The 24,232-nt window shown below is 58.6% G+C and carries 23 protein-coding genes; 8 read left to right on the forward strand and 15 right to left on the reverse strand.

Annotated elements, in window-relative coordinates:
• The first annotated feature begins 93 nt into the window (after positions 1 to 93).
• The gene (locus B0B09_RS07835) at positions 94 to 1,377 is read left to right on the forward strand and encodes an alpha/beta hydrolase family protein (protein ID WP_076659092.1); all 1,284 of its coding nucleotides are present in this window, start codon (positions 94 to 96) and stop codon (positions 1,375 to 1,377) included.
• 161 nt (positions 1,378 to 1,538) lie between these two features.
• On the forward strand, positions 1,539 to 3,497 hold the full coding sequence (gene parE / locus B0B09_RS07840; protein ID WP_076659093.1) for a DNA topoisomerase IV subunit B: 1,959 nt from the start codon (positions 1,539 to 1,541) through the stop codon (positions 3,495 to 3,497).
• Between the two features lies 1 nt (position 3,498).
• Here the strand turns inward: parE and B0B09_RS07845 are convergent, their stop codons facing one another.
• Positions 3,499 to 4,260, reverse strand: a complete 762-nt coding sequence (locus B0B09_RS07845; RefSeq protein WP_076659094.1) for a hypothetical protein — start codon at positions 4,258 to 4,260, stop codon at positions 3,499 to 3,501.
• A gap of 441 nt (positions 4,261 to 4,701) precedes the next feature.
• On the opposite strand from B0B09_RS07845, the gene B0B09_RS07850 reads away from it, so the two are divergent.
• Positions 4,702 to 5,424, forward strand: a complete 723-nt coding sequence (locus tag B0B09_RS07850; protein ID WP_076659095.1) for a DUF1194 domain-containing protein — start codon at positions 4,702 to 4,704, stop codon at positions 5,422 to 5,424.
• Here B0B09_RS07850 and B0B09_RS07855 read toward each other — a convergent pair.
• From B0B09_RS07855 to proS, 8 genes are all read right to left on the reverse strand, one after another.
• Positions 5,389 to 5,784 carry a c-type cytochrome gene (locus B0B09_RS07855; protein ID WP_076659096.1) on the reverse strand — a complete coding sequence of 132 codons (396 nt, stop codon included), beginning with the start codon at positions 5,782 to 5,784 and terminating at the stop codon, positions 5,389 to 5,391. The genes B0B09_RS07850 and B0B09_RS07855 overlap by 36 nt on opposite strands.
• Before the next feature lie 68 nt (positions 5,785 to 5,852).
• Positions 5,853 to 6,494, reverse strand: coding sequence for a DUF3047 domain-containing protein (locus B0B09_RS07860; RefSeq protein WP_076659097.1), 642 nt, complete (start codon positions 6,492 to 6,494; stop codon positions 5,853 to 5,855).
• Positions 6,495 to 6,588: 94 nt separating this feature from the next.
• Positions 6,589 to 6,972, reverse strand: coding sequence for a c-type cytochrome (locus B0B09_RS07865; protein ID WP_055294513.1), 384 nt, complete (start codon positions 6,970 to 6,972; stop codon positions 6,589 to 6,591).
• Positions 6,973 to 7,055: 83 nt separating this feature from the next.
• Positions 7,056 to 7,739, reverse strand: a complete 684-nt coding sequence (locus B0B09_RS07870) for an ABC transporter ATP-binding protein (protein WP_076659098.1) — start codon at positions 7,737 to 7,739, stop codon at positions 7,056 to 7,058.
• Positions 7,732 to 9,000: an ABC transporter permease gene (locus tag B0B09_RS07875; RefSeq protein ID WP_076659099.1), complete on the reverse strand. Its 1,269-nt coding sequence runs from the start codon at positions 8,998 to 9,000 to the stop codon at positions 7,732 to 7,734. The genes B0B09_RS07870 and B0B09_RS07875 overlap by 8 nt, the downstream gene beginning before the upstream one ends.
• A 66-nt stretch (positions 9,001 to 9,066) precedes the next feature.
• On the reverse strand, positions 9,067 to 9,672 hold the full coding sequence (locus tag B0B09_RS07880) for a DUF2937 family protein (RefSeq protein ID WP_076659855.1): 606 nt from the start codon (positions 9,670 to 9,672) through the stop codon (positions 9,067 to 9,069).
• A 104-nt stretch (positions 9,673 to 9,776) separates the two neighbouring features.
• The gene (locus B0B09_RS07885; RefSeq protein ID WP_076659100.1) at positions 9,777 to 10,349 is read right to left on the reverse strand and encodes a peroxiredoxin; all 573 of its coding nucleotides are present in this window, start codon (positions 10,347 to 10,349) and stop codon (positions 9,777 to 9,779) included.
• Positions 10,346 to 11,686, reverse strand: coding sequence for a proline--tRNA ligase (gene proS / locus B0B09_RS07890; RefSeq protein WP_076659101.1), 1,341 nt, complete (start codon positions 11,684 to 11,686; stop codon positions 10,346 to 10,348). The genes B0B09_RS07885 and proS overlap by 4 nt, the downstream gene beginning before the upstream one ends.
• Positions 11,687 to 11,849: 163 nt before the next feature.
• Between proS and B0B09_RS07895 the strand changes: the two genes are divergently transcribed.
• From B0B09_RS07895 to B0B09_RS07915, 5 genes are all read left to right on the forward strand, one after another.
• Positions 11,850 to 12,953 carry an AI-2E family transporter gene (locus B0B09_RS07895; RefSeq protein WP_055294504.1) on the forward strand — a complete coding sequence of 368 codons (1,104 nt, stop codon included), beginning with the start codon at positions 11,850 to 11,852 and terminating at the stop codon, positions 12,951 to 12,953.
• On the forward strand, positions 12,954 to 13,610 hold the full coding sequence (locus tag B0B09_RS07900; RefSeq protein ID WP_076659102.1) for a P-loop NTPase family protein: 657 nt from the start codon (positions 12,954 to 12,956) through the stop codon (positions 13,608 to 13,610).
• Positions 13,611 to 13,665: 55 nt separating this feature from the next.
• Positions 13,666 to 15,834, forward strand: a complete 2,169-nt coding sequence (locus B0B09_RS07905; RefSeq protein ID WP_055294500.1) for an RNA degradosome polyphosphate kinase — start codon at positions 13,666 to 13,668, stop codon at positions 15,832 to 15,834.
• Between the two features lie 39 nt (positions 15,835 to 15,873).
• Positions 15,874 to 17,421 (forward strand): Ppx/GppA family phosphatase, encoded by a 1,548-nt coding sequence (locus B0B09_RS07910; RefSeq protein ID WP_076659103.1) that lies wholly within the window; start codon positions 15,874 to 15,876, stop codon positions 17,419 to 17,421.
• Between the two features lie 306 nt (positions 17,422 to 17,727).
• Complete coding sequence (locus B0B09_RS07915) at positions 17,728 to 18,819, forward strand: PP2C family protein-serine/threonine phosphatase (RefSeq protein ID WP_076659104.1); 1,092 nt, start codon at positions 17,728 to 17,730, stop codon at positions 18,817 to 18,819.
• A gap of 7 nt (positions 18,820 to 18,826) precedes the next feature.
• Here B0B09_RS07915 and B0B09_RS07920 read toward each other — a convergent pair whose 3' ends face one another.
• The 6 genes from B0B09_RS07920 to scpA are packed head-to-tail and all read right to left on the reverse strand — an operon-like array spanning position 18,827 to position 24,143.
• Positions 18,827 to 19,204, reverse strand: coding sequence for an AAA+ family ATPase (locus tag B0B09_RS07920; RefSeq protein WP_076659105.1), 378 nt, complete (start codon positions 19,202 to 19,204; stop codon positions 18,827 to 18,829).
• Between the two features lie 36 nt (positions 19,205 to 19,240).
• Positions 19,241 to 20,239, reverse strand: a complete 999-nt coding sequence (locus tag B0B09_RS07925) for an endonuclease/exonuclease/phosphatase family protein (RefSeq protein WP_076659106.1) — start codon at positions 20,237 to 20,239, stop codon at positions 19,241 to 19,243.
• Positions 20,236 to 20,916 carry a molecular chaperone DjiA gene (locus B0B09_RS17685; RefSeq protein WP_055294490.1) on the reverse strand — a complete coding sequence of 227 codons (681 nt, stop codon included), beginning with the start codon at positions 20,914 to 20,916 and terminating at the stop codon, positions 20,236 to 20,238. The genes B0B09_RS07925 and B0B09_RS17685 overlap by 4 nt, the downstream gene beginning before the upstream one ends.
• A 15-nt stretch (positions 20,917 to 20,931) precedes the next feature.
• Positions 20,932 to 21,399, reverse strand: coding sequence for a GNAT family N-acetyltransferase (locus tag B0B09_RS17690; protein WP_110549924.1), 468 nt, complete (start codon positions 21,397 to 21,399; stop codon positions 20,932 to 20,934).
• On the reverse strand, positions 21,396 to 22,007 hold the full coding sequence (locus B0B09_RS07935) for a VOC family protein (protein ID WP_076659856.1): 612 nt from the start codon (positions 22,005 to 22,007) through the stop codon (positions 21,396 to 21,398). Before B0B09_RS07935 ends, B0B09_RS17690 begins: the two co-directional genes overlap by 4 nt.
• Positions 22,008 to 22,016: 9 nt before the next feature.
• Positions 22,017 to 24,143 (reverse strand): methylmalonyl-CoA mutase, encoded by a 2,127-nt coding sequence (gene scpA, locus B0B09_RS07940; RefSeq protein WP_076659107.1) that lies wholly within the window; start codon positions 24,141 to 24,143, stop codon positions 22,017 to 22,019.
• Positions 24,144 to 24,232 lie beyond the last annotated feature (89 nt).

Consider the following 24,232-nt stretch of genomic DNA (forward strand, 5'->3'; position numbering starts at 1 on the left):
AGTCCGACATCCGCCAACTGCAATGTTTGTTCATTGCCGCGATGCGGCAGTCAGCTATGATTGCGTTCTCATTCACAAAAGGGGAGCGTTTCAATGCGCAAAATTTCATCAGCCGTTTGCCTAGTGGCCGCCACCGCAGGCCATGCCGAAAACCGCATTGATATCATCCGCCCTGATGCGCCCGCGCTTGCAGCATATGGTGATTACAAGATCGGGGTAAGAACTGCGACATTCACGAACCCCGACCAGATTGACGTGGCCGCCACCGCCGAAACAGGGACACCGCCGCGATACTCACGCGACATTACCGTCGAAATCTGGTATCCGGCCAGCGCCGACACGACACCCGGCGGCACCTATACCGCCCTGATCCGTGACGGGGTCACCCCGGCCGCGCTAACGGGCCAAGCCGCCCGCGATGCGGCGCCTGATACATCCACAACCTTTCCGCTTGTCATCATCTCGCACGGATACCCCGGCAACCGGTTTCTGATGTCACCACTGGCCGAAAATCTGGCCTCCAAAGGCTATGTCGTGGCCTCTATCGATCATCCGGACAGCACATATGATGATCAGACGGCATTTGGCTCGACGCTGGTGAACAGGCCATGGGACCAACGCTTTGTGATCGACAGTATGACGGGTCTGACAGATGATCTGGGTGGCGTCATTCAGGACGACAGTGTTGCCATCATCGGCTATTCGATGGGGGGCTATGGTGCGCTGATCTATGCAGGCGCAGGCGTGACCGAGGCCAGCACGCAGTATAGCTGGGGTGCACCCCAAGGGCTGCTGGAACGCAACATGATGGGCACTGATAGTCATGCCGCGCTTGCAGACGATCGGGTCAAGGCATTCGTGGCTTTTGGCCCTTGGGGCAACAATACCGGATTCTGGGACGCTGACGGTTGGGCAGGCATCAATAAACCGCTGATGCTGATCGCAGGCAGCGTCGACGATGTTTCACAATATCCCGCGATCAGGGGTATCTTTGACGACACGGTCAACACGACGCGTCACCTGTTGACGTTTGAGAACGCAAACCACAACGCAGGCGCGCCGATGCCCGCACCGTCGGAAAGCTATGCGGTGTCAGAAACGCTCGGATATGCGCCCTTTGACCACTACGCCGATGCGGTTTGGGACAACGTGCGGATGAACAATATTAGCCAGCACTTCATTACAGGCTATCTTGACCTTCACCTCAAGGACATCACCGAGAATACGGCGTATTTTGCCCTGACGCCCGTTGCCGCAGATGGGGTCTGGGCGGTTGATGACAACGGAAACGAAACCGCAGATCACACATATTGGGCGGGGTTCCCCAACCGGACAGCCAGCGGGCTGCGGTTTGAAACGAAAACGGTTGGTGAGTAGGCCAAACAGGGCGAACAGGTAATCGCCCTGGGTCAGATCACCGTCTCGCGTGAAAATGGCGGGGCAATCCACGCAAAGGACGCAGCGCATGCATCCTTTCACGATTGCCCCGCGCACGCCTGCCTGCCATTATGTCCCAAACCAAAGAAATGAGCAGTACCATGGCCAACGACCTCCTCTCCGGGGCCAGCCCCGACGACTACAACGCCGACAGCATCGAAGTGCTTGAAGGGCTCGAACCCGTCCGCAAACGCCCCGGCATGTATATCGGCGGCACGGACGAACGCGCGCTGCACCATCTGGTGGCCGAGGTTCTGGACAACTCCATGGACGAAGCCGTCGCAGGGCATGCCAACCGGATCGAGGTGGAATTGCACGCCGATTATTCGGTGACGATCAAGGACAACGGGCGCGGCATCCCGATTGATCCGCACCCCAAGTTCCCCGACAAATCCGCACTCGAAGTCATCCTCTGCACGCTGCACGCAGGCGGCAAATTTTCGGGCAAAGCGTACCAGACCTCGGGTGGTCTGCACGGTGTGGGCGCGTCGGTGGTCAACGCGCTGTCCGACAGCATGGTCGTGCAGGTCGCGCGCAACAAGGAACTTTACGAACAACGGTTTTCACGTGGCATCCCGCTGGGGCCTGTCCAAAAACTGGGGCCCACGCAAAACCGGCGCGGCACCACGGTAACCTTCCACGCGGATGCGGAAATCTTTGGCAGCCAGCGGTTCAAACCCGCCCGCCTCTTTGCCTCGATCCGCTCCAAGGCCTACCTCTTTTCGGGTGTCGAAATCCGCTGGAAGTCCGAGATCGACGACAAGGAAACCCCGCTTGAGGCGACCTTCCACTTCCCCGGCGGCCTGTCGGACTACCTCAAGGAAACGCTGGGCACCGCATCCACCTACGCCGACAAACCCTTTGCCGGCACCGTGGACTTTAACGAAAAATTCGGTGAACCCGGCAAGGTGGAATGGGCGATCAACTGGACGCCCGTGCGCGACGGTTTCATCCAGTCCTACTGTAACACCGTGCCCACGCCCGAAGGCGGTACGCATGTCAGCGGCTTCTGGGCCGCGATCCTGAAAGGGATCAAAGCCTATGGCGAGCTATCAAACAACAAAAAAGCCGCGCAAATCACCCGCGAGGACCTGACCTCGGGCGGCTGCGCGCTGGTGTCGTGCTTTATCCGCGACCCTGCCTTTGTGGGGCAAACCAAGGACCGCCTGTCCTCGGAAATTGCCGCCAAAATGACCGAAGGGGCGGTGCGCGACCACTTTGACAACTGGCTGGCCAACGACACGAAATCCGCGGGTGCCATCCTTGATTTTCTGGTGTTGCGCGCCGAAGAACGCCTGCGCCGTCGTCAGGAAAAAGAGACCGCACGCAAATCCGCCACCAAGAAACTGCGCCTGCCCGGCAAGCTGACGGATTGCACGTCGAAAGACCGCGCGGGAACCGAATTGTTTATCGTTGAGGGCGACAGCGCGGGCGGATCAGGCAAAGGCGCGCGCAACCGCGTCAATCAAGCGCTCTTGCCGCTCAAGGGGAAAATCCTCAACGTGCTGGGGGCAGCGTCATCGAAACTGACGACCAACGCCGAAATCAACGACCTCTGCGAGGCGCTGGGTGTCGGCATGGGCACGAAATTCAACATTGACGACCTGCGCTACGACAAGATCATTATCATGACCGACGCCGACGTCGACGGCGCACATATCGCGTCGCTCTTGATGACCTTCTTCTTCACGCAGATGCGGCCCCTGATCGACAACGGCCACCTCTATCTGGCCTGCCCGCCGCTCTACCGCCTGACGCAAGGCGCGCGCCGCGTCTATGTGGCCGACGACGCCGAGAAAGAGGCGGTCATGGCCAAAGGCCTTGGCGGCAAAGGCAAAATCGACGTGCAACGCTTCAAGGGCTTGGGCGAAATGGACGCCAAGGACCTTAAAGAAACCACCATGGACCCCGCCACCCGCAAACTGATCCGCGTCACCGTGCATGACGATGTGCCGGGCGACACCGCCGATCTGGTCGAGCGTCTGATGGGAAAAAAGCCGGAGTTGCGGTTCCAGTATATTCAGGAAAACGCACGGTTTGTGGAGGAGTTGGATGTTTGACTTAGAACAAGGAAAACAAAGCGAATAAACCAGCAGGAATTCCGATCATTGCAGAAATAAATGCCACTACCCTCGCCGGTCTGCTTTCCAGTGCCCTGTCCATTCTAACCGGCAAAGACCGCCCTGCCGTTTTGAGCTTGCCCTTAGAAGCACGCTCCAAGACATACCGAAAAAACTCAACCTTCGAAATAGTAGAACTATTCATTCGAATAAATTCTTTCCTACCAAAAGCCGAAGCTTCTTCTTCCCCAGTGAGAAACCGAGGGTCTCTTGTACCGTTTATTTCCATCAGCTTTAGCATTCTAGGATCGGGGGCATAGTCAGGACCATAATTGTACTTCAAAATATCGCTCACGTTTACACGATTATCAAAAGGAATCGTTGGTGGTTCTTTTTTTACAAGTACCCTGAAACGATGCTCCAAATGCTCAAAGCCAAACACCGTATTTCTCATATTCCAATGCAGCCAGCATTTGTCAAAATGGTTCTGGGCGAAGCCAAAGAACCGCTCTAGTAATGCTTTCTCAATCTGGTCGTATTCCTCCTCAACATTCTCCCTTGGAATATCCAGTTCTTCAGCAATGGCATGTAGAGAAAAATTCGTAGTCTGTCTGTTTTCAAAAAACATCACCACGATGGACGTAATCCTTGGTGAATAAGCGTTCTCAACTTCATCAAAAAGTGATTGAGAGGAATAGTGAATGATAAGGTAAGTTGAAGGTTTGCTCCGGAGGAGCTTCAAGGTGTTCTTGATATGATACATGATTTCCTCAAAAAAGAAGCTCTACAGAATTCAATATCTATTCAACTTTGATAAAGTCTCTCGAAAAGTCACGCCAGGCGATATCATTAGTGTGTAGAGAGGCGTCGCAGCCACACCAATTAATGCCAAAGTCCAAACGTATAGCCGTTTAGATTACACCACAAAGGTCGCGTCCAATCTCGACCCCATTTGCTCCCGCACGACGACAAACTATCCCCTCAAACCACGCAACGGTCATGACACCCCCACCGTCGCAAAAGCGCCCTCCGGGGGGAGGTCGGGCGCTGCCCGGCGGTGCCGGGCGGGGTGTTTGGTGAGAGGCATCGCCAAACTGGCAGGGGGGGCCCAACCGTGCCCCTGTGTACATACGCCTTGTGTACAGCTTGTGTACGCAAAACATACGCCCCTTTCCCTTGCGTCACGCCGCCCTATTTCCCCCTTATGCGCTATTTGATTCTTGCCCTTTTCCTCGCCTCTCCATTGGCCGCACAAGAGGTTGAAACAGACCTCGAATTGGTCCTGCTTGCCGATGCCTCCGGCTCAATCGACGCCGACGAGCTGCTGTTCCAGCGCCAATCCTATGCCACAGCGATCACCGATCCGGCGGTTGTTTCGGCCATTCAGAACACGCTCTACGGCTCCATCGCCGTCACGTATGTCGAGTGGGCCGCGACCCAAGCGACCGTCGTCGGATGGACCGTGATCACGGATATGGACAGCGCCACCGCCTTTGCCAACGCCCTCATTGGCCCGCCGCGTCAGGCGCGCGGTGGCAATGCCATCGGATCGGCACTGCTGTACGGGATGGAGCAGATAGAGGGTAATAATATCAGGGGTTTCCGCCGCGTGATCGACTTTTCGGGTGACACGATGGCCAATTCCTATGGCCCTGCCATCACCGACGCGCGCGATCAGGTGGTCGCCAATAATATCACGATCAACGCCCTGCCAATCCTGCGCGGCGGCGATATCATGCGCAATCCGCTCCCGCAGCTTTACGAGGAAAACATTATCGGTGGCCCGAATGCGTTCGTCATGCCTGCGTTTTCGGGGCCCGAATTCACCAACGCCGTGCGCCGCAAGCTGATCCTCGAGATCGCAGGCACCACGCCGCAAACCGCATATGCCTTACTCCTGCTGGAGGGATTGCAGGTAGGCCAATAGGTCGACAATCGGCTGCGACGTCAGAATGGGCTGCCCTGTTTCGGCCTTGGCGGCCACATCTGTACCTTCAAAGAAGTCCCCGTAAACCGGCATCATGCTGCCATGACTGACCAGCGGATCACGCCCGTCAATCCGCATGATCACACGTGCGGTAGGAAACACGCCACCATTCTCGGCGGCAAGCCGTGTCAGGTTGCTGGGCGCCACTACCAAAGACGGGGACATCGGCCCGTTGCCGGTGGCCGCGTTGCCGTGGCAGGTGGCGCAGTAAAAGCCGAAAAGCGCCTCGCCCTGCATCGCATCCTGCGCTGCAACAGGGGATGCAAGGCCCAACGCCAGTATCGCGGGAAAGATACGCATCACGGTCTCCTCTATGCTGCTGGGACCAGCCTAGCAGAGGATGCGCCTTATGCGTTGATGCAAATCAACTAGCGTAGTGTCAGACCACCAATCGCAGCCCGGATCACGCTGTTGGTGTCATCACTGTCACCCGATACGGCCAGCCCGATCAGCGCCCCTTTTTCACCGCCAAAAGCACGGGCATAATCCGCCGCCAGATCAACGCTTTCGTTGAACGATCCGGTCCCGGCCTGCCGCAGCGCAACCGTCACCCCCTGCCCTGCAGGACCGTAAGGCGACGGGATCACCTGCCCGCGCGCATGGTTGCCACCCCAGGCGTATTGGATGATCCGCACATCATCATTGCCCAGCAGGGCGCGGATATTCGCCCCTTCAAGGCTGGGCGCAATGCTTTGCGGCACAAACACGAAGTAGAGCGAGATGTTGCGATCATCCCCGCCTTTCAGGCTCAGATCCGTGGGGGGCACGGATTGTTCGACGCTCCAGTTCCACGTCGCGGCGCGCGTCCCCCAATCTGCTGGCGCCACACGGCTCCAGGCGATTGACACAGCGCCTTCCGATACCAGCCCGAGGTTCTGGCCAAAAACATAGTCATTTGAACTGAACAGCGACAGGCGCTGCTCTTGCCAACCGCTGTCGAAGCGCACTTCGCCTGCCTGCGCACTTGCGGCGAAACCAAGGGCAAAAACTGTCGCAAAAATCCGGTGCATGAAAATATCCTCTGTAAGCTTGAGGATAGAATTAGCCCAGTTACGATACGCAGGCATCCGGCATCTGCCGTTTTCACGCGAACGTTAGCGCAGGTTACTGCTGGATGGATTCCAGATATTCAGACAGCATCAAGAGTTTCATCGGTACCGGCGTGCCCAACCCCTGCTCTTCCACGATCACGGTTTCACCCAGATCACCCGCGCCGAATTCCGGCATCGCAGCGCTGAAATGCGCGCCACGGTCCAGGCCGTCGATGGTGCTCATGACCTGATTGACCGGAAAAACACCGCCATTACGTGCAGCGATCGTGGTCAGATCAGGCGGGGCCACGGCCAGACCGCGCGCTGCCGGACCGTTGCCTTTGCCATCGGCCCCATGGCAGCTGGCGCAGTTTTCCATATAGGCTGTCCGCCCGTCGATAGGTTCTTCGACACAAGCCGTCAGGCCCAGCGCCAGCAAAATAATGACGTACCGCATATCAGCCTCCTGTTTTGTCCAGACTGTAACAAAAGCACAGGGCCTGCCACCATGATTTGTATCAATTCGCAGATTATGGTCATTCAGGCCGTTTCGAGCACGCCACCATTCAAACGTACCTGACGATCCATCCGCGCGGCCAGTTCAAGGTTATGTGTCGCAATCACAGCCGCAAGGCCCGTATCGCGCACGAGGCTCATCAGTGCGGCAAACACCTGATCCGAGGTATCAGGGTCAAGGTTTCCTGTCGGTTCATCCGCCAGCAAAAGCGCAGGTTCATTGGCCAAGGCTCGGCAGAACGCCACCCGCTGTTGTTCGCCCCCCGAAAGCGCCGCAGGACGGTGGCCGGCACGCGCCGCGATCCCGACACGATCCAGCAAGGCCATCGCGTGTTTCTCGGCCGCGTGCTCGGAACGGCCGTTAGCCAGTTGCGGCAGGACGATGTTTTCGAGCGCTGAAAACTCCGGCAGCAGATGGTGGAACTGATAGATAAACCCCACGGTTGACCGGCGCACTGCGGTGCGTTTGCGGTCAGACAGGCGGGTCATATCCGTGCCCTCAATCTGCACGGTGCCGTGATCGGGCGTGTCCAAGAGGCCAGCGATATGCAGCAAGGTGGATTTCCCCGCACCAGACGGGGCGACCAGCGCCACCACTTCACCCGGTTTGACGTTCAATGAAACGCCTTGCAGCACACGCACTTCATTCGGTTTGCCGGCGTTGTAGGTTTTCGTCAGGTCCGCGACCTGTAGTGTGAAATCACTCATAGCGCAGCGCCTCGACAGGGTTCATCCGGGCGGCACGGCGCGCGGGAAAGATCGTGATAATCCACGACAGGCCCAACGACAGCGACACCGCTTTGAGCACATCAACAAGCCGCAATTCTGCGGGGATATTGTAAATCCCCCTGATGGAGGGATCCCAGACACCGCCCCCCGCGACATAGTTCACAAAGCTGAAAATCGTGTCGATGTAGATGGCAAAAAGGCAGCCAAGGATCACGCCCAGCGCAGTCCCGATCGTACCAATTCCCGCGCCGCAGATGAAAAATATCCGCAGGATCGACCCTTCGGTCAGGCCCATAGTGCGCAGGATGCCCACATCGCGCCCCTTGTTTTTCACCAGCATGATCAGCCCGCTGATAATGTTCATCGACGCCACCAGCACGAGGATCGACAAGATGATAAACATCACATTGTCCTCAATCGTCAGCGCGCGCAAAAAACGCCCGACGCGGTCCTGCCAGCTATAGGCCCACATGCCGGGGCCCGCGGCATTTGCGATCTCTTGCTTGAGAACCTCTGACTGGTTCAGATCGTCCAGCCTGATTTCCAACTCATCCGCGACACCGTCACGGTTCATGATCAGCTGTGCGACGTCAAAGGGCAGATAGACACGTACTTCATCAATCTGGAAGCGGCCCGTCGAGAAGATATAAACCACCTCATAGGCATTGCGCCGTGTGGCCTGCCCCATGGGTGTGGACGCGCCCGAGCGCGTGGTCAATTCAATCCGGTCCCCGATATCAAGGCCAAGGTTCGCCGCCAAAGCAGAGCCAATCGCAATCCCGTTCGGCAGGTCGTCGATATTGCCCGAGGTGCGTTCGCTTTGCACAATGGCGTCTGACGCTTTGAGATCCTCAAGCCGGATGCCGTGAATATCCGCCAGCCCGATCCGCCCCGACGGACCCGACGCCATCGCCTGCCCGCGGATCAGCGGCGCGACGGTCCGCACCCCGTCTACCGCGCGGATATTATCAGCCACCTGCTCGAAATCCGTGATCACCCCGCGCGGCATCACCACACTGACATGGGCGTTGGCCCCCGCGATTGTGTCAATAAACTCGGCGCGAAAGCCCGAACGCACCGCCAGCGTTGCAATCAGCGCAAACACCGCGAGTGTGACACCGATCAGGCTGATCCATGTCATCACGCTGACACCGCCCTCGGCACGTTTGGCGCGGATATAGCGCCACGCGATCATCCATTCGAATTTTGCAAAGGGACGTGTTGTCCTGACCTCGGCCATAAATGCTCCTGCTTGGGTTTGCCGCAAGGTGGTGCGCGGAGGCGCAATGGTCAAGCGGGTGCGCGCTTATCTTTGTACGCCCGCAAGTCGTGGCCTGTTGGGCGGCGTTTCCGCCACAAGCGTCGGACGCGTCACAGGCGGGTCGGCCTTGATCACTGGCGCGCGGCGCTTCTTGGTCGCGGGCACGGGCTTTGCGCGGCGGAACGGCATGGAAATGAACGCCGCCAATATCGCGAAACCGGCCCAGCCGCCCAAGAAACCTGTTCCGGCAGAGGCGGCCCCCGCCACGCTCAGCGGCACAGCCGGTGTGAAATCATCCCAGACCGCAGCAAGCGTCGCAGGATCAGCCATGCGGTGCGGCAATGTCAGTCGCTCCAACGGGGTCGCCGCGCGCAAGACCATCAGGTTCTCGCTCAGCCGCGCATGACGGGCAAAGGTCCGGCGCCAAAGCGCCTCTTGCGAGGCCACGAGCGGGGTGTCTGCCATCGCCTGCAGCATTTCTTCGCGCCCCATGCCATCGGCAAGGGCGGTTTCGTCGAAGTCCACAACCTGCCGCGTGAGCTCATCCACCTGACCGGCCAGCCGTTGCAGGTATTGCTGCGAAAATTCAGGGTATTGCGACAGGCCAGCGGCACCACTCAGCCCACCGATCAAACAGAGGACCCTGATCATGCCAGCACCCAATTGCGGGAAATCATTGTCATCTGCTGCCTCAACGCATTTTGTTTTGGGGCAAATTAGCAAATTTCGGCAGCGCTGTTAATGCGCAATCCGCGCTATGCGCGTTCTTCCGCGTGTGTCCGCAGCCAATCAATCACATTCGCCGCATCCTGATCGGGTGGGAACACCGGATAGAATACTTTGGCAATGACCCCGTCACGCGCAATCATCGTCAGGCGCTTGTGCAGATACTTGCCGTCCGCTTCCATGCCCGGCAGATCAAGCGCCTTGCCGAATGCCAGATCGGCATCAGACAAAAGCGCGAACGGCAGGTGCAGGCGTTCGGCCGCCTCGGTCTGATAGCCAGTGTCCTGCGTGGAAAGCCCAAAGAGGTTATCCACGCCATAGGCCTGCAATTCGGCGAAGTGATCGCGGAAGGCACAGGACTGTGGCGTACACCCCCGCGCACCGGGGATGTCGTTCCAGCCTTCGGGCAGGTCACGGTCAGGGCGGCCCGTCATCGGATAGACATAGATTACGGTCACACCGCGCAAGTCGCCGAGCGTGATTGCCGGGCCGTCGGTGGCTTTCAGGGTCACATCCGGCAGCGACTGACCTTCAAGATGCGCCGCCTTGCCATCATCAGCAGGTGCGGGGATCAATGTCCAGTCGACGTCGGACAAGCTCACGCAATTCCCTCGTAAATCTTGGCGATTTTCGCCACGGCCTCTGCGGGGGGCAGTTCTTCGCTCTCGCCTGTCCGGCGGCTGGTCAGCTCAACCACACCGTTCTTCAGGCCGCGTGGCCCTACGGTGATGCGCCAAGGCAGGCCGATCATGTCCATGGTGCCAAACTTGGCCCCTGCCCGCTCGTCACGGTCATCATAAAGCGGTTCAAGGCCCAGCGCTGACAGCGACGCGTAAAGCGACTCGCAAGCGGCATCCGCCTCGGCATCACCGGTTTTCAGGTTCACGATCCCGCAATGGAACGGCGTCACACCCTCAGGCCAGATGATGCCCTTGTCGTCATGGCTTGCCTCGATGATCGCACCCAGCAGGCGCGACACGCCGATGCCGTGGCTGCCCATATGAACCGGTACCTTGCCGCCCTTGCCATCATCGACCAAAGCGCCCATTGCCTCGGAATATTTGGTGCCAAAGTAGAAGATCTGCCCCACTTCGATCCCGCGCGCCGTGCGCTTGCGCTCCTCCGGGATCGCATCGAAAAGCGCCTGATCGTGGGTTTCATCGGTGCGGGCATAGCGCGAGGTGAATTCCTCAAGCACTGCCTGACAAGCGGCGTGATCATCATAATCAATCTCGCGGTCGCCGAACTTCAGTTCAGTGATCTCGCTGTCATAGAAGACCTCTGACTCGCCCGTATCGGCCAACACAAGGAATTCATGCGTATCATCGCCACCGATTGGGCCACTATCGGCGCGCATCGGGATCGCTTGCAGGCCCATGCGTTCATAGGTACGCAGATAGCTGACAAGATGGCGATTGTAGGCGTGCAGCGCGTCTTCTTTGGTCAGATCAAAGTTGTAGCCGTCTTTCATATAGAATTCACGGCCCCGCATGACGCCAAAGCGCGGGCGAACCTCATCGCGGAATTTCCACTGGATCTGATACAGCGTCAGTGGCAGGTCTTTATAGCTGGTCACATGGGCGCGGAAGATATCCGTCACCAGTTCCTCAGCCGTCGGTGTGAACAGCATCTCACGCCCGCCACGGTCCTTGATCCGCAACATTTCTTCGCCGTAGGCATCATAGCGACCACTTTCGCGCCACAGGTCTGCCGACTGGATCGTGGGCATCTGGATTGCGATGTGCCCCGCACGCGCCTGTTCTTCGTGCACGATATTCTCGATCTTGCGGAGCACCTTAAAGCCGAGCGGTAACCATGAATAGATGCCCGCGCTGGCCTGTTTGATCATGCCGGCCTGCAACATGTAGCGGTGGCTGACGATCTGCGCCTCGCGGGGCGTTTCTTTGAGAACGGGCAGGAAATAGCGGCTCATGCGCATGGGTTTGACCTTTTCGGAGACAAGTGTTGGGTGAGGGTTTAATCCGCTGCGGTGCCCCTCGCAAGCAGTGTGATGATTTCGGGGCAGATCAGTTTCTGATGGCCGGGTCTTGCGTCACGGCGCGACACATCGCATCTATGGATCAAGCAATTACGGATGATCCATGGCACTTCCTGTCGGACAACAAGCGAAATACTGGGGCATCGCGACAGCGGTGTTTCTGGTCTCTTTGTGGTTTCTGGGCGATGTGATCCTCCCCTTCGTGCTGGGCGGGGCAATTGCCTATTGCCTTGATCCCATCGCGGACCGGCTTGAGCGCCTGGGATGTAGCCGCATTGCTGCTGTCGCTATTATCACGCTGGTCGCACTCTTCGTCTTTATCTTGCTGATCCTGCTGGTCATCCCGACACTGGTGCAACAAACCGCATCGCTGATTGAAACGGCCCCCGCGCTGTTTGACCGCCTGCGCACGGGGCTGACCGAGCGCTTCCCGCAGCTGATGGACAACCAAAGCGTGGCCTATCAGCAGCTTTTGACAATTGGCGAGGCGATCCAGTCGCGCGGCGGTGAGCTGATCAACGGGCTGCTCTCGTCCGCTCTCGGGCTCATCAACATCATCGTTTTGCTGGTCATCGTGCCGGTTGTGGCGGTCTATATGCTGCTCGATTGGGACAATATGACCGCCAAGATCGACAGCATGTTGCCGCGCGACCACGTTGATACCATCCGCCAACTGGCCCGCGATATCGACGCGACGCTGGCCTCGTTCATTCGCGGACAAGGCACCGTCTGTCTGGTGCTGGGCACCTACTATGCCGTGGCGCTGATGCTGGCGGGGCTGAACTTTGGCCTGATCGTGGGTTTCATCGCCGGTCTGATCACCTTCATTCCTTACGTCGGCGCCTTGGTCGGCGGCACTCTGGCCGTCGGGTTGGCGCTGTTCCAGTTCTGGGGCAGTGTCGAGGTGCCGGATGGCGACACGATAGCCTATGGCACCAACTGGCTACGCATCGGAATTGTGGCAGGCATCTTCGGGTTGGGCCAGTTTCTTGAGGGCAATATCCTAACGCCGAAACTTGTCGGCGGGTCCGTCGGCCTCCACCCCGTGTGGCTGCTCTTTGCGCTTTCCGTGTTCGGAACACTTTTTGGGTTCGTCGGCATGCTGGTGGCCGTACCCATTGCCGCAATGATCGGTGTTGTCGCGCGCTGGGGTCTGGCCCAATACAAAGACAGCCTCCTTTATCGCGGCAAATCCGAGGACGACTGAATGTCAGACCAGCTCGCTTTCGACTGGCCAACGGGTGTTGCGCTGGGGCCTGATGATTTCTTTGTCTCCGAGGCGAACGCGCAGGCCTATGCCATGCTAGACACGCCCGAGACATGGCCAGAGCGTAAACTGGCCCTGATCGGCCCGACAGGCAGTGGCAAAAGCCATTTGGCGCGCGTGTTCCAAAGCCAGAATGACGCGGTCTTGGTTGAGGCCGCAACGATTGGCGCTGATTTCCGGACCGACGCGAAAACGGTTATCATCGAAGATATCGAGGGGCTGCCGACCCTGGCCGAGGAAGCGGTGTTCCACCTTCACAACAATCTGCGCAATGCGCGCGGTACTTTGCTGCTCACGTCGCATGTGCCGCCAAGCCGCTGGTCTATCGCCCTGCCTGATCTGGCCAGCCGGATGCAGGCGACCACCGTTGTGCAAATCACCAACCCCGACGATGCGCTGCTATCGGCGCTGATCATGAAGCTCTTTTCTGACCGGCAGATCAACCCGCAGCCCCATCTGGTCCAGTATCTGACCACCCGTATCGAACGGTCCTATGCGGCCGCCGCCGAGATCGTCGCCCGTCTGGATACGGCCGCCTTGGCGCAGGGTCGCAAGATCAACAAGGCACTCGCCGCCGAGCTGCTGGACAAAATGTAACGAAGCCCGCAATACTTGTCATATTGCCGCAATAAATGCGGAACAAAAGGCCTTCATGATCGACGCAAATTTCTTAGAAGGGGCATACCCCGCCCCCACGACACTCGATATTGACCCAGAAAGCCCCGCGCGTTTCGTGAACCGCGAGCTGAGCTGGATCGGCTTTAACTGGCGCGTGCTGGAAGAGGCGGAAAACCCGCGCGTGCCTTTGCTGGAGCGGCTGCGGTTTCTGTCGATTTCAGCCACCAACCTTGATGAATTCTATACCGTGCGCGTCGCCGGCCTGCGCGAATTGGCAAATGAGGGGAATGTGACCCCTGGCCTTGACGGCCTGACACCGGCCGAGCAGCTCGTGGACATCGATATTTCCGCGCGCGCGCTGATGACGCGCCAGCAAACGGTCTTTACCGAATTGCAAACGCTGATGGCCGAACAGGATATCCATATTCTGGACCGCGCAGCCCTCAGCGACGATGACATCAACTATCTTGAAGACGTGTTTCTGGAACAGGTGTTTCCGGTTCTTTCGCCCCTCGCGATTGACCCCGCACACCCGTTCCCGTTTCTGCCCAACGAGGGTTTCGCACTGGCACTCCAGCTTGAGCGGCCCAGCGACAAACGCCAGTTGCGGTCACTTCTGCCAGTGCCCGCGCAAATCGCCCGCTTTGTGGCACTGCCCGCCGAAACAGGGCACCGCTTTCTGCCGCTAGAAGAGCTTCTGGTGCTGCATATCGGGCGGCTTTTCCCCGGCTACAAGATGAAGGGCAGTTGCGCTTTCAAGGTCCTGCGCGACAGCGATCTGGAACTGGAAGACGAAGCCGAAGACCTTGTGCGCGAGTTTGAAACCGCCCTGAAACGGCGCCGGCGTGGCGAGGTTGTGCGCCTGAAACTCTCGGCTGGCGCACCTTCAGCGCTCAAAACACTGATCATGTCGGAACTGCATGTGACCGAAGATACCGTGGTCGAGGTCGACGGCCTGATCGGGATCGCCGATCTGGGCGAACTGGTTCTGGACAGCCGTCCTGATCTATTGTGGCCAACCTTTTCACCACGTGTGCCGGAACGTGTGCAGGATCATGACGGCGATATGTTCGCCGCAATCCGGCAAAAGGACATGCTGCTGCATCACCCCTATGAAACCTTTGACATGGTGGTGCGCTTTCTGACACAGGCCGCGCGCGATCCAAATGTCGTGGCGATCAAACAAACGCTCTATCGCACCTCCAAACGCTCGCCCATCGTCGAGGCGCTTTGTGAGGCCGCCGAAGACGGCAAATCGGTTACCGCGCTGGTCGAGCTGAAAGCCCGTTTCGACGAGGCCGCAAACATCCGCCAGTCGCGGCGACTGGAACGCGCGGGCGCGCATGTTGTCTACGGGTTTCTGAAGTTCAAAACCCACGCCAAGATCTCCACAGTGGTCCGGCGCGAAGGTGACAAACTGGTGACCTATACCCACTTTGGCACCGGAAACTACCACCCCATTACCGCGCGCATCTACACCGACCTGAGCCTGTTCACCTGCGATGCCGATCTGGGCCGAGATGCCACCAAGGTATTCAATTATCTTTCGGGTTACGCCCAGCCGGAGGGGTTACAGAACCTGTCGATCTCACCGCTCACGCTCAAGCAGAGCTTGTTAGACAGTATCGCGAAAGAGGCCGAGAACGCGCAGGCAGGCAAGCCCGCAGTGATCTGGGCCAAAATGAACTCATTGATCGAAACCGACGTGATCGACGCGTTATATGCGGCAAGTCAGGCCGGCGTGAAAATCAGCCTTGTCGTGCGCGGCATTTGCGGGCTGCGGCCCGGTGTCAAAGGCCTGTCGGAAAATATCCGCGTGAAATCCATTGTCGGCCGGTTTCTGGAACATTCGCGCATTGTCTGCTTTGGCAACGGCAATACGCTGCCGTCCAAAAAGGCGAAGGTCTATATCAGTTCCGCCGACTGGATGGGGCGCAACCTCAACCGGCGGGTCGAGACACTGGTCGAAATCAAGAACCCCACGGTCAAGGCCCAGATCGTCAGCCAGATCATGGCCGCGAATATGGCCGATATCGCACAAAGCTGGGTGATGGCGGCAGACGGCAGCTTTACCCGCGCACCGGTCGAGGAAGGGGTTTTCGCCTTCAACTGCCACCGCTTCTTCATGGAGAACCCGTCACTCTCGGGTCGTGGTTCGGCAGGCGCATCCGACGTTCCGCAGTTGACGCATACGGATGATTGATTGATACCGTTCCCCTGGGGATGAAGACCGAGGGTTCCGATGACACAAGCGCCTGCCGAGGAAACAATCGACTGGGGGCCGTTCGGGCGTCCTCTGTTTGAGGATGCTGCCGCCAAACGCCTTAGCCGCGTGGGTGTGATTGACGTGGGCTCGAACTCGGTTCGTCTTGTCGTGTTTGATGGTGCGGCTCGCTCGCCCGCTTATTTCTACAACGAAAAAATCATGTGCGCGCTGGGTGCGGGCCTGTCCCAGACAGGGCACCTGAACCCCGAAGGCCGCGTGCGGGCGCTGTCGGCGATCCGCCGTTTTGCAGCACTGGCCGAAGGGATGGGTATCCCCCCTCTGACAGCCGTGGCCACGGCAGCAGTCCGCGAAGCCAGCGACGGCAAGGAATTCCAGGAAGATGTCCTGCGCGAAACGGGCATCAAGCTCTGGATCATCGACGGACAGGAAGAGGCGCGCCTGTCGGCGCAAGGCGTATTGCTGGGCTGGCCCGGCAGCTATGGTCTTGTTTGCGATATCGGCGGGTCTTCGATGGAGCTTGCTGATCTGGCGGATGGCCGCGTGGGCAATCGCCTGACCTCGGCACTGGGGCCGCTGAAGCTGCGCGAAATCAAAGGCGGGCGTAAAGCGGTCAAAGCATACGTACGCGAAACCATGGCGCAGTTGCATGACCAGATGGGCAACGCCACGGGGATGCGCCTGTTTCTGGTTGGCGGGTCCTGGCGGGCCATTGCACGGGTCGATATGGAACGGCGGGGCTATCCGCTGACGGTACTGCACGAATACCGCATGAGCGCGCGGCAGATCAGCAAGACTGCCGAATATATCCGTGGGTCCGACCTGAACGAGCTGCGGGGACGTTGCAATATCTCGGACAGCCGCATGACACTGGTCCCTCTGGCGACAATTGTCCTCAAAGAACTGATGCGCACCTTTAAGCCCAAGGATGTGGCGATCTCATCGTACGGGATCCGCGAAGGGATGCTTTATGAGCAGATGCCCCGTGCGTTGCGCGAACGCGACCCGCTGATCGAGGCCTGCCGCTTTGTCGAAGCAAAAGACGCCCGCCTGCCAGGGTTCGGGCGGGTCCTGTACGAATTCATCAAACCTTTGTTTCCACGCGCGAACTGGCAGCGCAAACGGATTATCAAAGCGGCCTGCCTGCTGCATGATGTCAGCTGGCGCGCGCACCCCGACTACCGTGCCGAAGTCACATTCGACAACGCCACACGCGCCAATCTGGGCGGGTTGAAGCATTATGAGCGCGTGTTCCTCGGGCTTGCGCTGATGAACCGCTACACCAGCAAGACGGCGAATTCGCGGTTCACGCCGCTTTTCGCGATGCTTGATGAGAGCCAGATCAAAGAAGCCGAAATACTGGGCAAAGCAATGCGCCTTGGCGCCATGCTCTGGCTGACCGCCGATGAAAAGCCCGGCACTTTGAAGTGGAAGCCGCAGAAACGCGAACTGAAATTGAGCCTGACCGAGCACGCCCGACCACTCTTTGGCGAAGTTGCACAAGTCCGGTTTGCGGCATTGGCTACTGCGATGGATGCGACCAGTACCGTAGAATTCACCAAGTGACCGGAGCGGGATGCGTAAAGCACCGCTATGATTCCACCATCAAGCTGACCCAAGGGCACATAGCAGTCGCAATCACCATACTTGATATGAACAGTAACTAAATAAAATAAGGACTGTTTCCAGAAAATGCAGTTTTTTTGGCACATAAGTTAACTGGAAATTAATAATTCCCATTTAGACACTCAAAAGACGGATTTTTGCCGCATTTCATTCACTTTTGTGGCATGATTGATAAAGGCGAGGGTCACAGATGGCTCTAACCTGTGTTTGTAAAATTCTGCCGTGTTGGCAGATATGTGATTTTGGATGGTAAACGTGGTAGACGAAGCAATCAGATTTGATGTTGCAACGGCAGCAACAAAAGGCGAACGGGACTATCAAGAAGACAGTCTGATCGCCAGTTTTCCCCAAGGGCAAGAAACCGGTTTTGCAGTACTCGCCGATGGCATGGGCGGGCATATGTGCGGTGATGTGGCCAGTGCGCTGGTGATGTCCGAGGTGTTTAGCCAGATCAAGATGAACGAAATGCTGCTGAGCAAACGCATCACCGATATTTCCAGCATTCTTCACATGACAGCGACCGCTGCCAACGACCGCATCAGCCAGTATGTCGATGAGCGCCCTGACTCATACGGCATGGGCGCCACGCTCTTGGCGACCGTTATTCGCGGGAATGAGCTTTACTGGGTATCGGTCGGCGACTCCCCGCTTTATCTGTTCCGTGATGGTGTCTTGACCCAATTGAACCAGGATCACTCGATGGCACCGCAAATTGACATGATGGTCAAGGTCGGCGCGATGTCGGAAGAAATGGGCCGCGACCACCCCGACCGCAATACGCTGACCTCCGCGATTGCCGGTCACGCTATCGCCAAGATTGACTGTCCGGACGCGCCCAAAACAGTGCGGACGGGCGATATCATCATTGCTGCAACGGACGGGCTCCAGTTTTTGTCGAACGACGCGATTGCCGCGATCCTGCAAGAAACACACACAAAGCCAAGCATGAATATTTCACACGCTTTGATGGCCGCATTGGACGACCTTGCAGACCCTGATCAGGACAATACCGCATTCACTGTGATCAAGCTTGGCGCAAGCCAGCAGGTTGACCAGTCCGAAACGGACGACTTGGAAAGTGCGGCGTTTTACCGGCGTCCCGACCTAGCCATGACGAAAACCCCGATCTTAGAGACTGTTGCCACCAATCTCGCGCCAAGGACGCACGCAGAGATAGACCCGATCGACATTCCCCAAAAGCGCGTAATCCGTCTGGTTACATCGCAAACGCTGGATTTCAAACAGACAGCGGCGTCATCGGAAACCGGCGCAGCGGTCGCACCGAGCAAATCGCACGGCAACACAAGCTGGTATCGCCGCCGTACCTCAAACGACTAGGCGCCCACTAAAGCTCTATTTCAGTTGTGTCCGGCTCGGGCTCCCATGCAGGGGCGTCCGGGCTGCGGCGCATGATGATATCGCCATTAGGCAAGATTTCGGGCGCTTCATAATAACGAAGATCGTCAATCCGTTCGAGCAGTGCGCCGAACGCCGGACCGACCGATTGGACAAATTCACCCAAGGCGGGCCCCATTTGTTCAACGTTATCCCGAAGCGCATCCAGCGCAGGCTCCATCTCTGACATCAAGCCGCGCATCAGCATCCGTGCGCCCTCTTCTATGAGGTCGAGACCTTCGCCCATGTCGCTTTCGGGTGCATCCTCTGCCATGGCAGGCGCGCACAAAAGCGCCGCGGCGACCGTGAGTGCGAGAATCTGTTTCATACCGCGAAAATAGGAATGCCGGGGTACGATTACAAATCACAAATCAATATCAAGCACGACCGGGAAGTGATCTGACGCCATCAGGAGCGCTTCGCGAACTGCGTCATCCGCATAGCAATCGGGATGATCGAAAGGGTGCCAGATCTGCCAACTTGGCGATTTCGCAGTCAAACTTGGTGACACCATGATGTAATCAAGCAGGGCCTGCAGATACGGCTGCCCTTTGCGTTTGAACCGTGCCGTGACCGGCGCCGCCCCGATCCTGCGGCCCAACACGATCTGCGCGTGCGGATCGAAAAGCCGCGTTTCGCCATTCTCGCCCAAGACAATCTCGACCCCTGAACGGCCGAAGAGTTTTTCATACTCGTCAAGCCCCGGACCGTCATTGAAATCCCCCAGCACGATCAGGTCGTCACCAGCCGCCAGATGCTGTTCCACGCGTTTGCGCAGCCAGACACATTGCGCCAGTTGTTTGCGGCGGTTCTGGATCGAAATACGCGTGGCCTCTGCCGCATTCCGCGCACCATGCGGGGCTTTTGACTTCGCGTGCACCCCGATCAGGCGCAGCGGCCCGTTTGCAGTTGTCATTGCGATTTCAAGCGGCGGTTTGGACCAGACAATCGGGTCAGGATGGGCGTCCACATCGACATCCATCCGGAATTCCCCGTCAAACCGCGGCACGGATGCATCGCTTTGCGGGTCATGGCGTGCAGAGACAACATCAGGGTCAAAAAGCAGTGCGATTTCCTGCTGCGTGTCGTTGGTAAACCCCGTCACCGCCTCACGCGCGCGCAGACCGAAACGTGCGGCGAAATTCTCCAGCGCCACCCGCGCATCGCGACGGTTGCTTGAATCAGGGGCCTCAATGATCATGACCGCATCCGCGTCCATCGCGGCAAAGACGACGCCCAATCCGGCGGTCTGTTCGGCCTTGGTGACATCCCAGCGTGCCGACCATGTGCCGTCGTCAATCAGCCTGTCATGGCGGTCAAAAAGGCTGTTGAACCATTCCACATTGTAGGTCGCGATCCTCACGCGTGGTTCCCCTGGATCTCTTCCCAGGCGCGGTTGATTGCCACCATCCGCCGTTCCGCAAGCTTCACCGCCTCTTCGGGCACGCCGCGCGCCATCATCTGGTCCGGATGGGTGTCGCGCACCAGTTTGCGCCACGCCGCGCGGATCTCGTGCTTTGACGCCGTGGGGTCCACCCCCAGCACATCGTAGGGATCGCGCTCGGCTTCATCCACAAACTGGGCGCGGATGCTGCGGAAGCGGCGCTCGTCAAATCCGAAAATCGTAGCGACATTTTGCAGGAAATCGTCTTCTTTGGGGTGATACAGACCGTCGGCCAAGGCGATGTGAAACAGCCCCTCCAGCAGGTCGCGCAGCGGGCGCACATCATCGCCATACATGGCCTTGATGCGGCGCGCATAGATATCGTAGCCCGCTACGTCCTGACGTGCGAGGTTGAAGACACGCGCCGCGTTCGCCTCTTCCGCAGCCGGGATCACGAAAACCTCGCGGAAGGCCACGACCTCATCCTTGGTCACCTGCCCGTCAGCCTTGGCCATCTTTGCGCCCAGCGCAATCACGGCGATCGCAAAGGCCACGGTCCGATCCGGTGACGCACGCAGTTTCTCGAAGACAGCCGACAGCCCCTCACCTTTGGCGAGTGCAGCGATTGCTTCGGCCATGCGGGACCAAATCGACATAAAGTACGGTCCTTTTTACAGGCGTTTTTGCATCAGGACTAAATCAATCCAACGCCCGAACTTGAACCCCACTTCGGGCAATCTTGCAACCTCTGCGAACCCCATACGGGCATGAAAGGCGACTGCACCAGCGTTTTCGGCGCTGCATCCGGCGAACATGCTGTGCTTGCCTGCCGCCGCGGCTTGGGCGCAAAGTGCCGCCATCAACTGCCGTCCACCGCCCTGTCCGTGCGCGTCCTGATGCAGCATAATCGTGTGCTCGACCGTGAAACGATAGCCTTCGCCACCCCGAAACGGAAAATACCGCGCAAAGCCCAGAACGCGGCCATCCACCTCCCAGACCAGACAATCCTGCGCCGTCAGATCCGCCACTTCCCCATCAGATTTTTCGACCGGATTGAACGTAATGGTCGTTTCGCGGATCGCATGGTTCCAGATTACCGCGATCTGTGGTGCATCCGCCCGGGTCGCGGCGCGGATCATGCCAGCGTCCTGACCCCGCTGGGGGTGTCAAAGGTCGCCCGCAACCCGAACGGCCCCGTGACCATTTCGACGCGGCTGTCGGCAAGATCCATCATTTGCATCAGGTCGGACGCATCAGGGTGGCTGACCTCCAATTTGCGCAACCGCACACCGCTTGGCGTCAGCCGTGCGCTGGGATGCTGCATGCCGGCGCCCCATTCAATCAACGTCGGAAAGGCCCCCTGATACGGCAGGCTGCCATCGTCGGGCACAGTGATTTGCCACTGCAAATCGCCCCGCGTCAACGCGCGCGCGCTGCCCGCCGCTGCAGGTGCTTTGGCCAAGGCCCCCGCAAGATCATCGGTCTGGCAAATCCAGTTTGCAAGGCGCGGCGGGCCGGTAAATTCATCCAGCCCGAACCACGCATGGCCCGCCTCGGGCACGGCGCCGGGTTCTTTCGCAATCACCTCGAAATAGAGCCCATCGGCCAAACCAAGCAACGTATTGTAAGTGCCGTAACGGGGATGTTGCCCGCCGGGTTGCAGGGTCACGCCCAATTGTTCTTCGACCCACGCCGTGCCTTCGGCAAGGTCGGTACAGGCGACGGCAAGATGGTCCAGTTTGATCATCATCCGCTCCTATGTGCGCGCACTGCGGATCAGGTCCAGAATATCCGCAGCCGCCTTGGGAATATTTGTGCCTGGTCCAAAGATCGCCTTCACGCCGCTATCATAAAGGAACTGATAGTCCTGCTGCGGGATCACGCCGCCGCAGATGACAATAATATCATCCGCACCCGCATCTTTCAGCGCCTGCACCAGTTTGGGTGCGAGAGTCTTGTGGCCCGCCGCCTGTGACGAAATCCCGATCACATGCACATCGTTGTCGATGGCATCCTGTGCAGCCTCGGCAGGGGTCTGGAACAGCGGGCCCACGTCCACGTCAAAGCCGATATCGGCAAAGGCCGTGGCGATCACCTTGGCCCCGCGGTCATGCCCGTCCTGCCCCATCTTGACGACCAGCATACGCGGGCGGCGTCCCTCTTCTTCGGCGAATTTTTCGACGCTTTCCTGAATAGCAGCAAAGCCTGCGTCGCCCTCATAGGCTGCGCCGTAAACGCCCGCCAATGTCTTCACCTCGGCGCGGTGCCGTCCGAATGCTTTTTCCATGGCCATGCTGATCTCTCCGACTGTGGCGCGGGCGCGTGATGCATCGACCGCGGCTTCGAGCAAGTTGCCGCCTTCATGGGCGCGGCGGGTGATTTCGGTAAGGGCGGCCGCGCATGCCGCTTCGTCACGGGCGGCTTTCGTGGCCTCGATCCGTGCGATCTGCGACAGGCGCACCGCCTCATTGTCGATATCCAGAATGTCGATGGGGTCTTCGTTGTCCTTGCGGTACTTGTTGACGCCCACGACCACCTCGGTCCCGCGATCAATGCCAGCCTGACGCCGCGCTGCAGTTTCCTCGATCCGCAGCTTGGGCATGCCCGAGGCCACGGCCTTTGTCATGCCGCCCATTTCTTCGACCTCTTCGATCAGCTTCCAGGCCTGTTCCGCAAGATCATGGGTCAGCTTTTCGACGTAATATGAGCCCGCCAGCGGATCGACGACATTGGTGACCCCTGTTTCCTCTTGCAGGATCAGCTGGGTATTGCGGGCGATGCGCGCGCTGAACTCGGTGGGCAGGGCAATCGCCTCATCCAGCGCGTTCGTGTGCAGCGACTGTGTGCCGCCCAAAACCGCGCTCATCGCCTCATAGGCGGTGCGGATCACGTTGTTATACGGGTCCTGTTCCTGCAACGACACGCCCGAGGTCTGGCAGTGGGTCCGCAACATCGAGGACTTGGGGTCCTTGGGCTCAAACTCGGCCATGATCCGCGACCATAGCAGGCGCGCGGCGCGCAGCTTGGCGGCCTCCATGAAGAAGTTCATGCCAATGGCAAAGAAAAAGCTGAGGCGTCCGGCAAACTGATCCACATCCATGCCGCGCGCGATGGCGGTGCGCACGTATTCGCGCCCGTCGGCCAGCGTATAGGCCAGCTCTTGTACAAGGTTCGCCCCTGCCTCTTGCATGTGATAGCCAGAGATCGAGATTGAATTGAATTTCGGCATCTCTTTTGTGGTGTATTCAATGATATCCGCAATGATCCGCATCGACGGTTCGGGCGGATAAACGTAAGTATTGCGCACCATGAATTCCTTCAGAATGTCGTTCTGAATGGTGCCCGACAGCACGTTGCGGGGATGCCCCTGCTCTTCTCCAGCCACGATGAAGTTAGCGAGGATCGGGATAACCGCGCCGTTCATCGTCATCGACACGCTGACCTGATCAAGCGGAATCCCGTCAAAGAGAATCTTCATGTCCTCGACACTGTCAATCGCCACACCGGCCTTACCGACGTCGCCCTCAACGCGGGGGTGGTCGCTGTCATAGCCACGGTGGGTCGCCAGATCGAAGGCCACCGACACGCCCTGCTGTCCTGCCGCCAGAGCCTTGCGATAGAAGGCGTTGGATTCCTCTGCCGTGGAAAACCCCGCATATTGCCGGATGGTCCAGGGGCGGCCTGCGTACATCGTGGCCTTCACCCCGCGGGTAAACGGGGCCTGCCCCGGGATGCCACCCATATGCGGCAATCCGTCCACATCCTCTGCGGTATAGAGCGGCTGGACGGGGATGCCCTCCAGCGTGTCCCACGTCAGGCCTTCCAAAGGCTTGCCACGCAGCTCTTTGCGGGCAATTTCTTCCCATTTTTTCTTGTCAGACATTGTGACCTCCGGCGGTATTTCTGGTGGCGGACACGCATTTGTTTGTTGCAAAATGCAGTTGCCCCTTAGCTTTTGGCGCAAGCGCCTCT

Source organism: Yoonia rosea, from assembly GCF_900156505.1.
In the GTDB taxonomy this organism is placed as follows: domain Bacteria; phylum Pseudomonadota; class Alphaproteobacteria; order Rhodobacterales; family Rhodobacteraceae; genus Yoonia; species Yoonia rosea.

Coding starts and splice junctions, on each gene's coding strand:
- B0B09_RS07860 (WP_076659097.1), bottom strand. CDS start 6,494: ATGCACCGGATTTTTGCGACAGTTTTTGCCCTTGGTTTCGCCGCAAGT.
- B0B09_RS07870 (WP_076659098.1), bottom strand. CDS start 7,739: ATGAGTGATTTCACACTACAGGTCGCGGACCTGACGAAAACCTACAAC.
- B0B09_RS07875 (WP_076659099.1), bottom strand. CDS start 9,000: ATGGCCGAGGTCAGGACAACACGTCCCTTTGCAAAATTCGAATGGATG.
- B0B09_RS07855 (WP_076659096.1), bottom strand. CDS start 5,784: ATGCGTATCTTTCCCGCGATACTGGCGTTGGGCCTTGCATCCCCTGTT.
- B0B09_RS07935 (WP_076659856.1), bottom strand. CDS start 22,007: ATGATCAAACTGGACCATCTTGCCGTCGCCTGTACCGACCTTGCCGAA.
- B0B09_RS07835 (WP_076659092.1), top strand. CDS start 94: ATGCGCAAAATTTCATCAGCCGTTTGCCTAGTGGCCGCCACCGCAGGC.
- B0B09_RS07850 (WP_076659095.1), top strand. CDS start 4,702: ATGCGCTATTTGATTCTTGCCCTTTTCCTCGCCTCTCCATTGGCCGCA.
- B0B09_RS07915 (WP_076659104.1), top strand. CDS start 17,728: ATGGTAAACGTGGTAGACGAAGCAATCAGATTTGATGTTGCAACGGCA.
- B0B09_RS07905 (WP_055294500.1), top strand. CDS start 13,666: ATGATCGACGCAAATTTCTTAGAAGGGGCATACCCCGCCCCCACGACA.
- parE (WP_076659093.1), top strand. CDS start 1,539: ATGGCCAACGACCTCCTCTCCGGGGCCAGCCCCGACGACTACAACGCC.
- B0B09_RS07900 (WP_076659102.1), top strand. CDS start 12,954: ATGTCAGACCAGCTCGCTTTCGACTGGCCAACGGGTGTTGCGCTGGGG.
- B0B09_RS07865 (WP_055294513.1), bottom strand. CDS start 6,972: ATGCGGTACGTCATTATTTTGCTGGCGCTGGGCCTGACGGCTTGTGTC.
- B0B09_RS07845 (WP_076659094.1), bottom strand. CDS start 4,260: ATGTATCATATCAAGAACACCTTGAAGCTCCTCCGGAGCAAACCTTCA.
- B0B09_RS17690 (WP_110549924.1), bottom strand. CDS start 21,399: ATGATCCGCGCCGCGACCCGGGCGGATGCACCACAGATCGCGGTAATC.
- B0B09_RS07895 (WP_055294504.1), top strand. CDS start 11,850: ATGGCACTTCCTGTCGGACAACAAGCGAAATACTGGGGCATCGCGACA.
- B0B09_RS07880 (WP_076659855.1), bottom strand. CDS start 9,672: ATGATCAGGGTCCTCTGTTTGATCGGTGGGCTGAGTGGTGCCGCTGGC.
- B0B09_RS07910 (WP_076659103.1), top strand. CDS start 15,874: ATGACACAAGCGCCTGCCGAGGAAACAATCGACTGGGGGCCGTTCGGG.
- B0B09_RS07920 (WP_076659105.1), bottom strand. CDS start 19,204: ATGAAACAGATTCTCGCACTCACGGTCGCCGCGGCGCTTTTGTGCGCG.
- proS (WP_076659101.1), bottom strand. CDS start 11,686: ATGCGCATGAGCCGCTATTTCCTGCCCGTTCTCAAAGAAACGCCCCGC.
- B0B09_RS17685 (WP_055294490.1), bottom strand. CDS start 20,916: ATGTCGATTTGGTCCCGCATGGCCGAAGCAATCGCTGCACTCGCCAAA.
- scpA (WP_076659107.1), bottom strand. CDS start 24,143: ATGTCTGACAAGAAAAAATGGGAAGAAATTGCCCGCAAAGAGCTGCGT.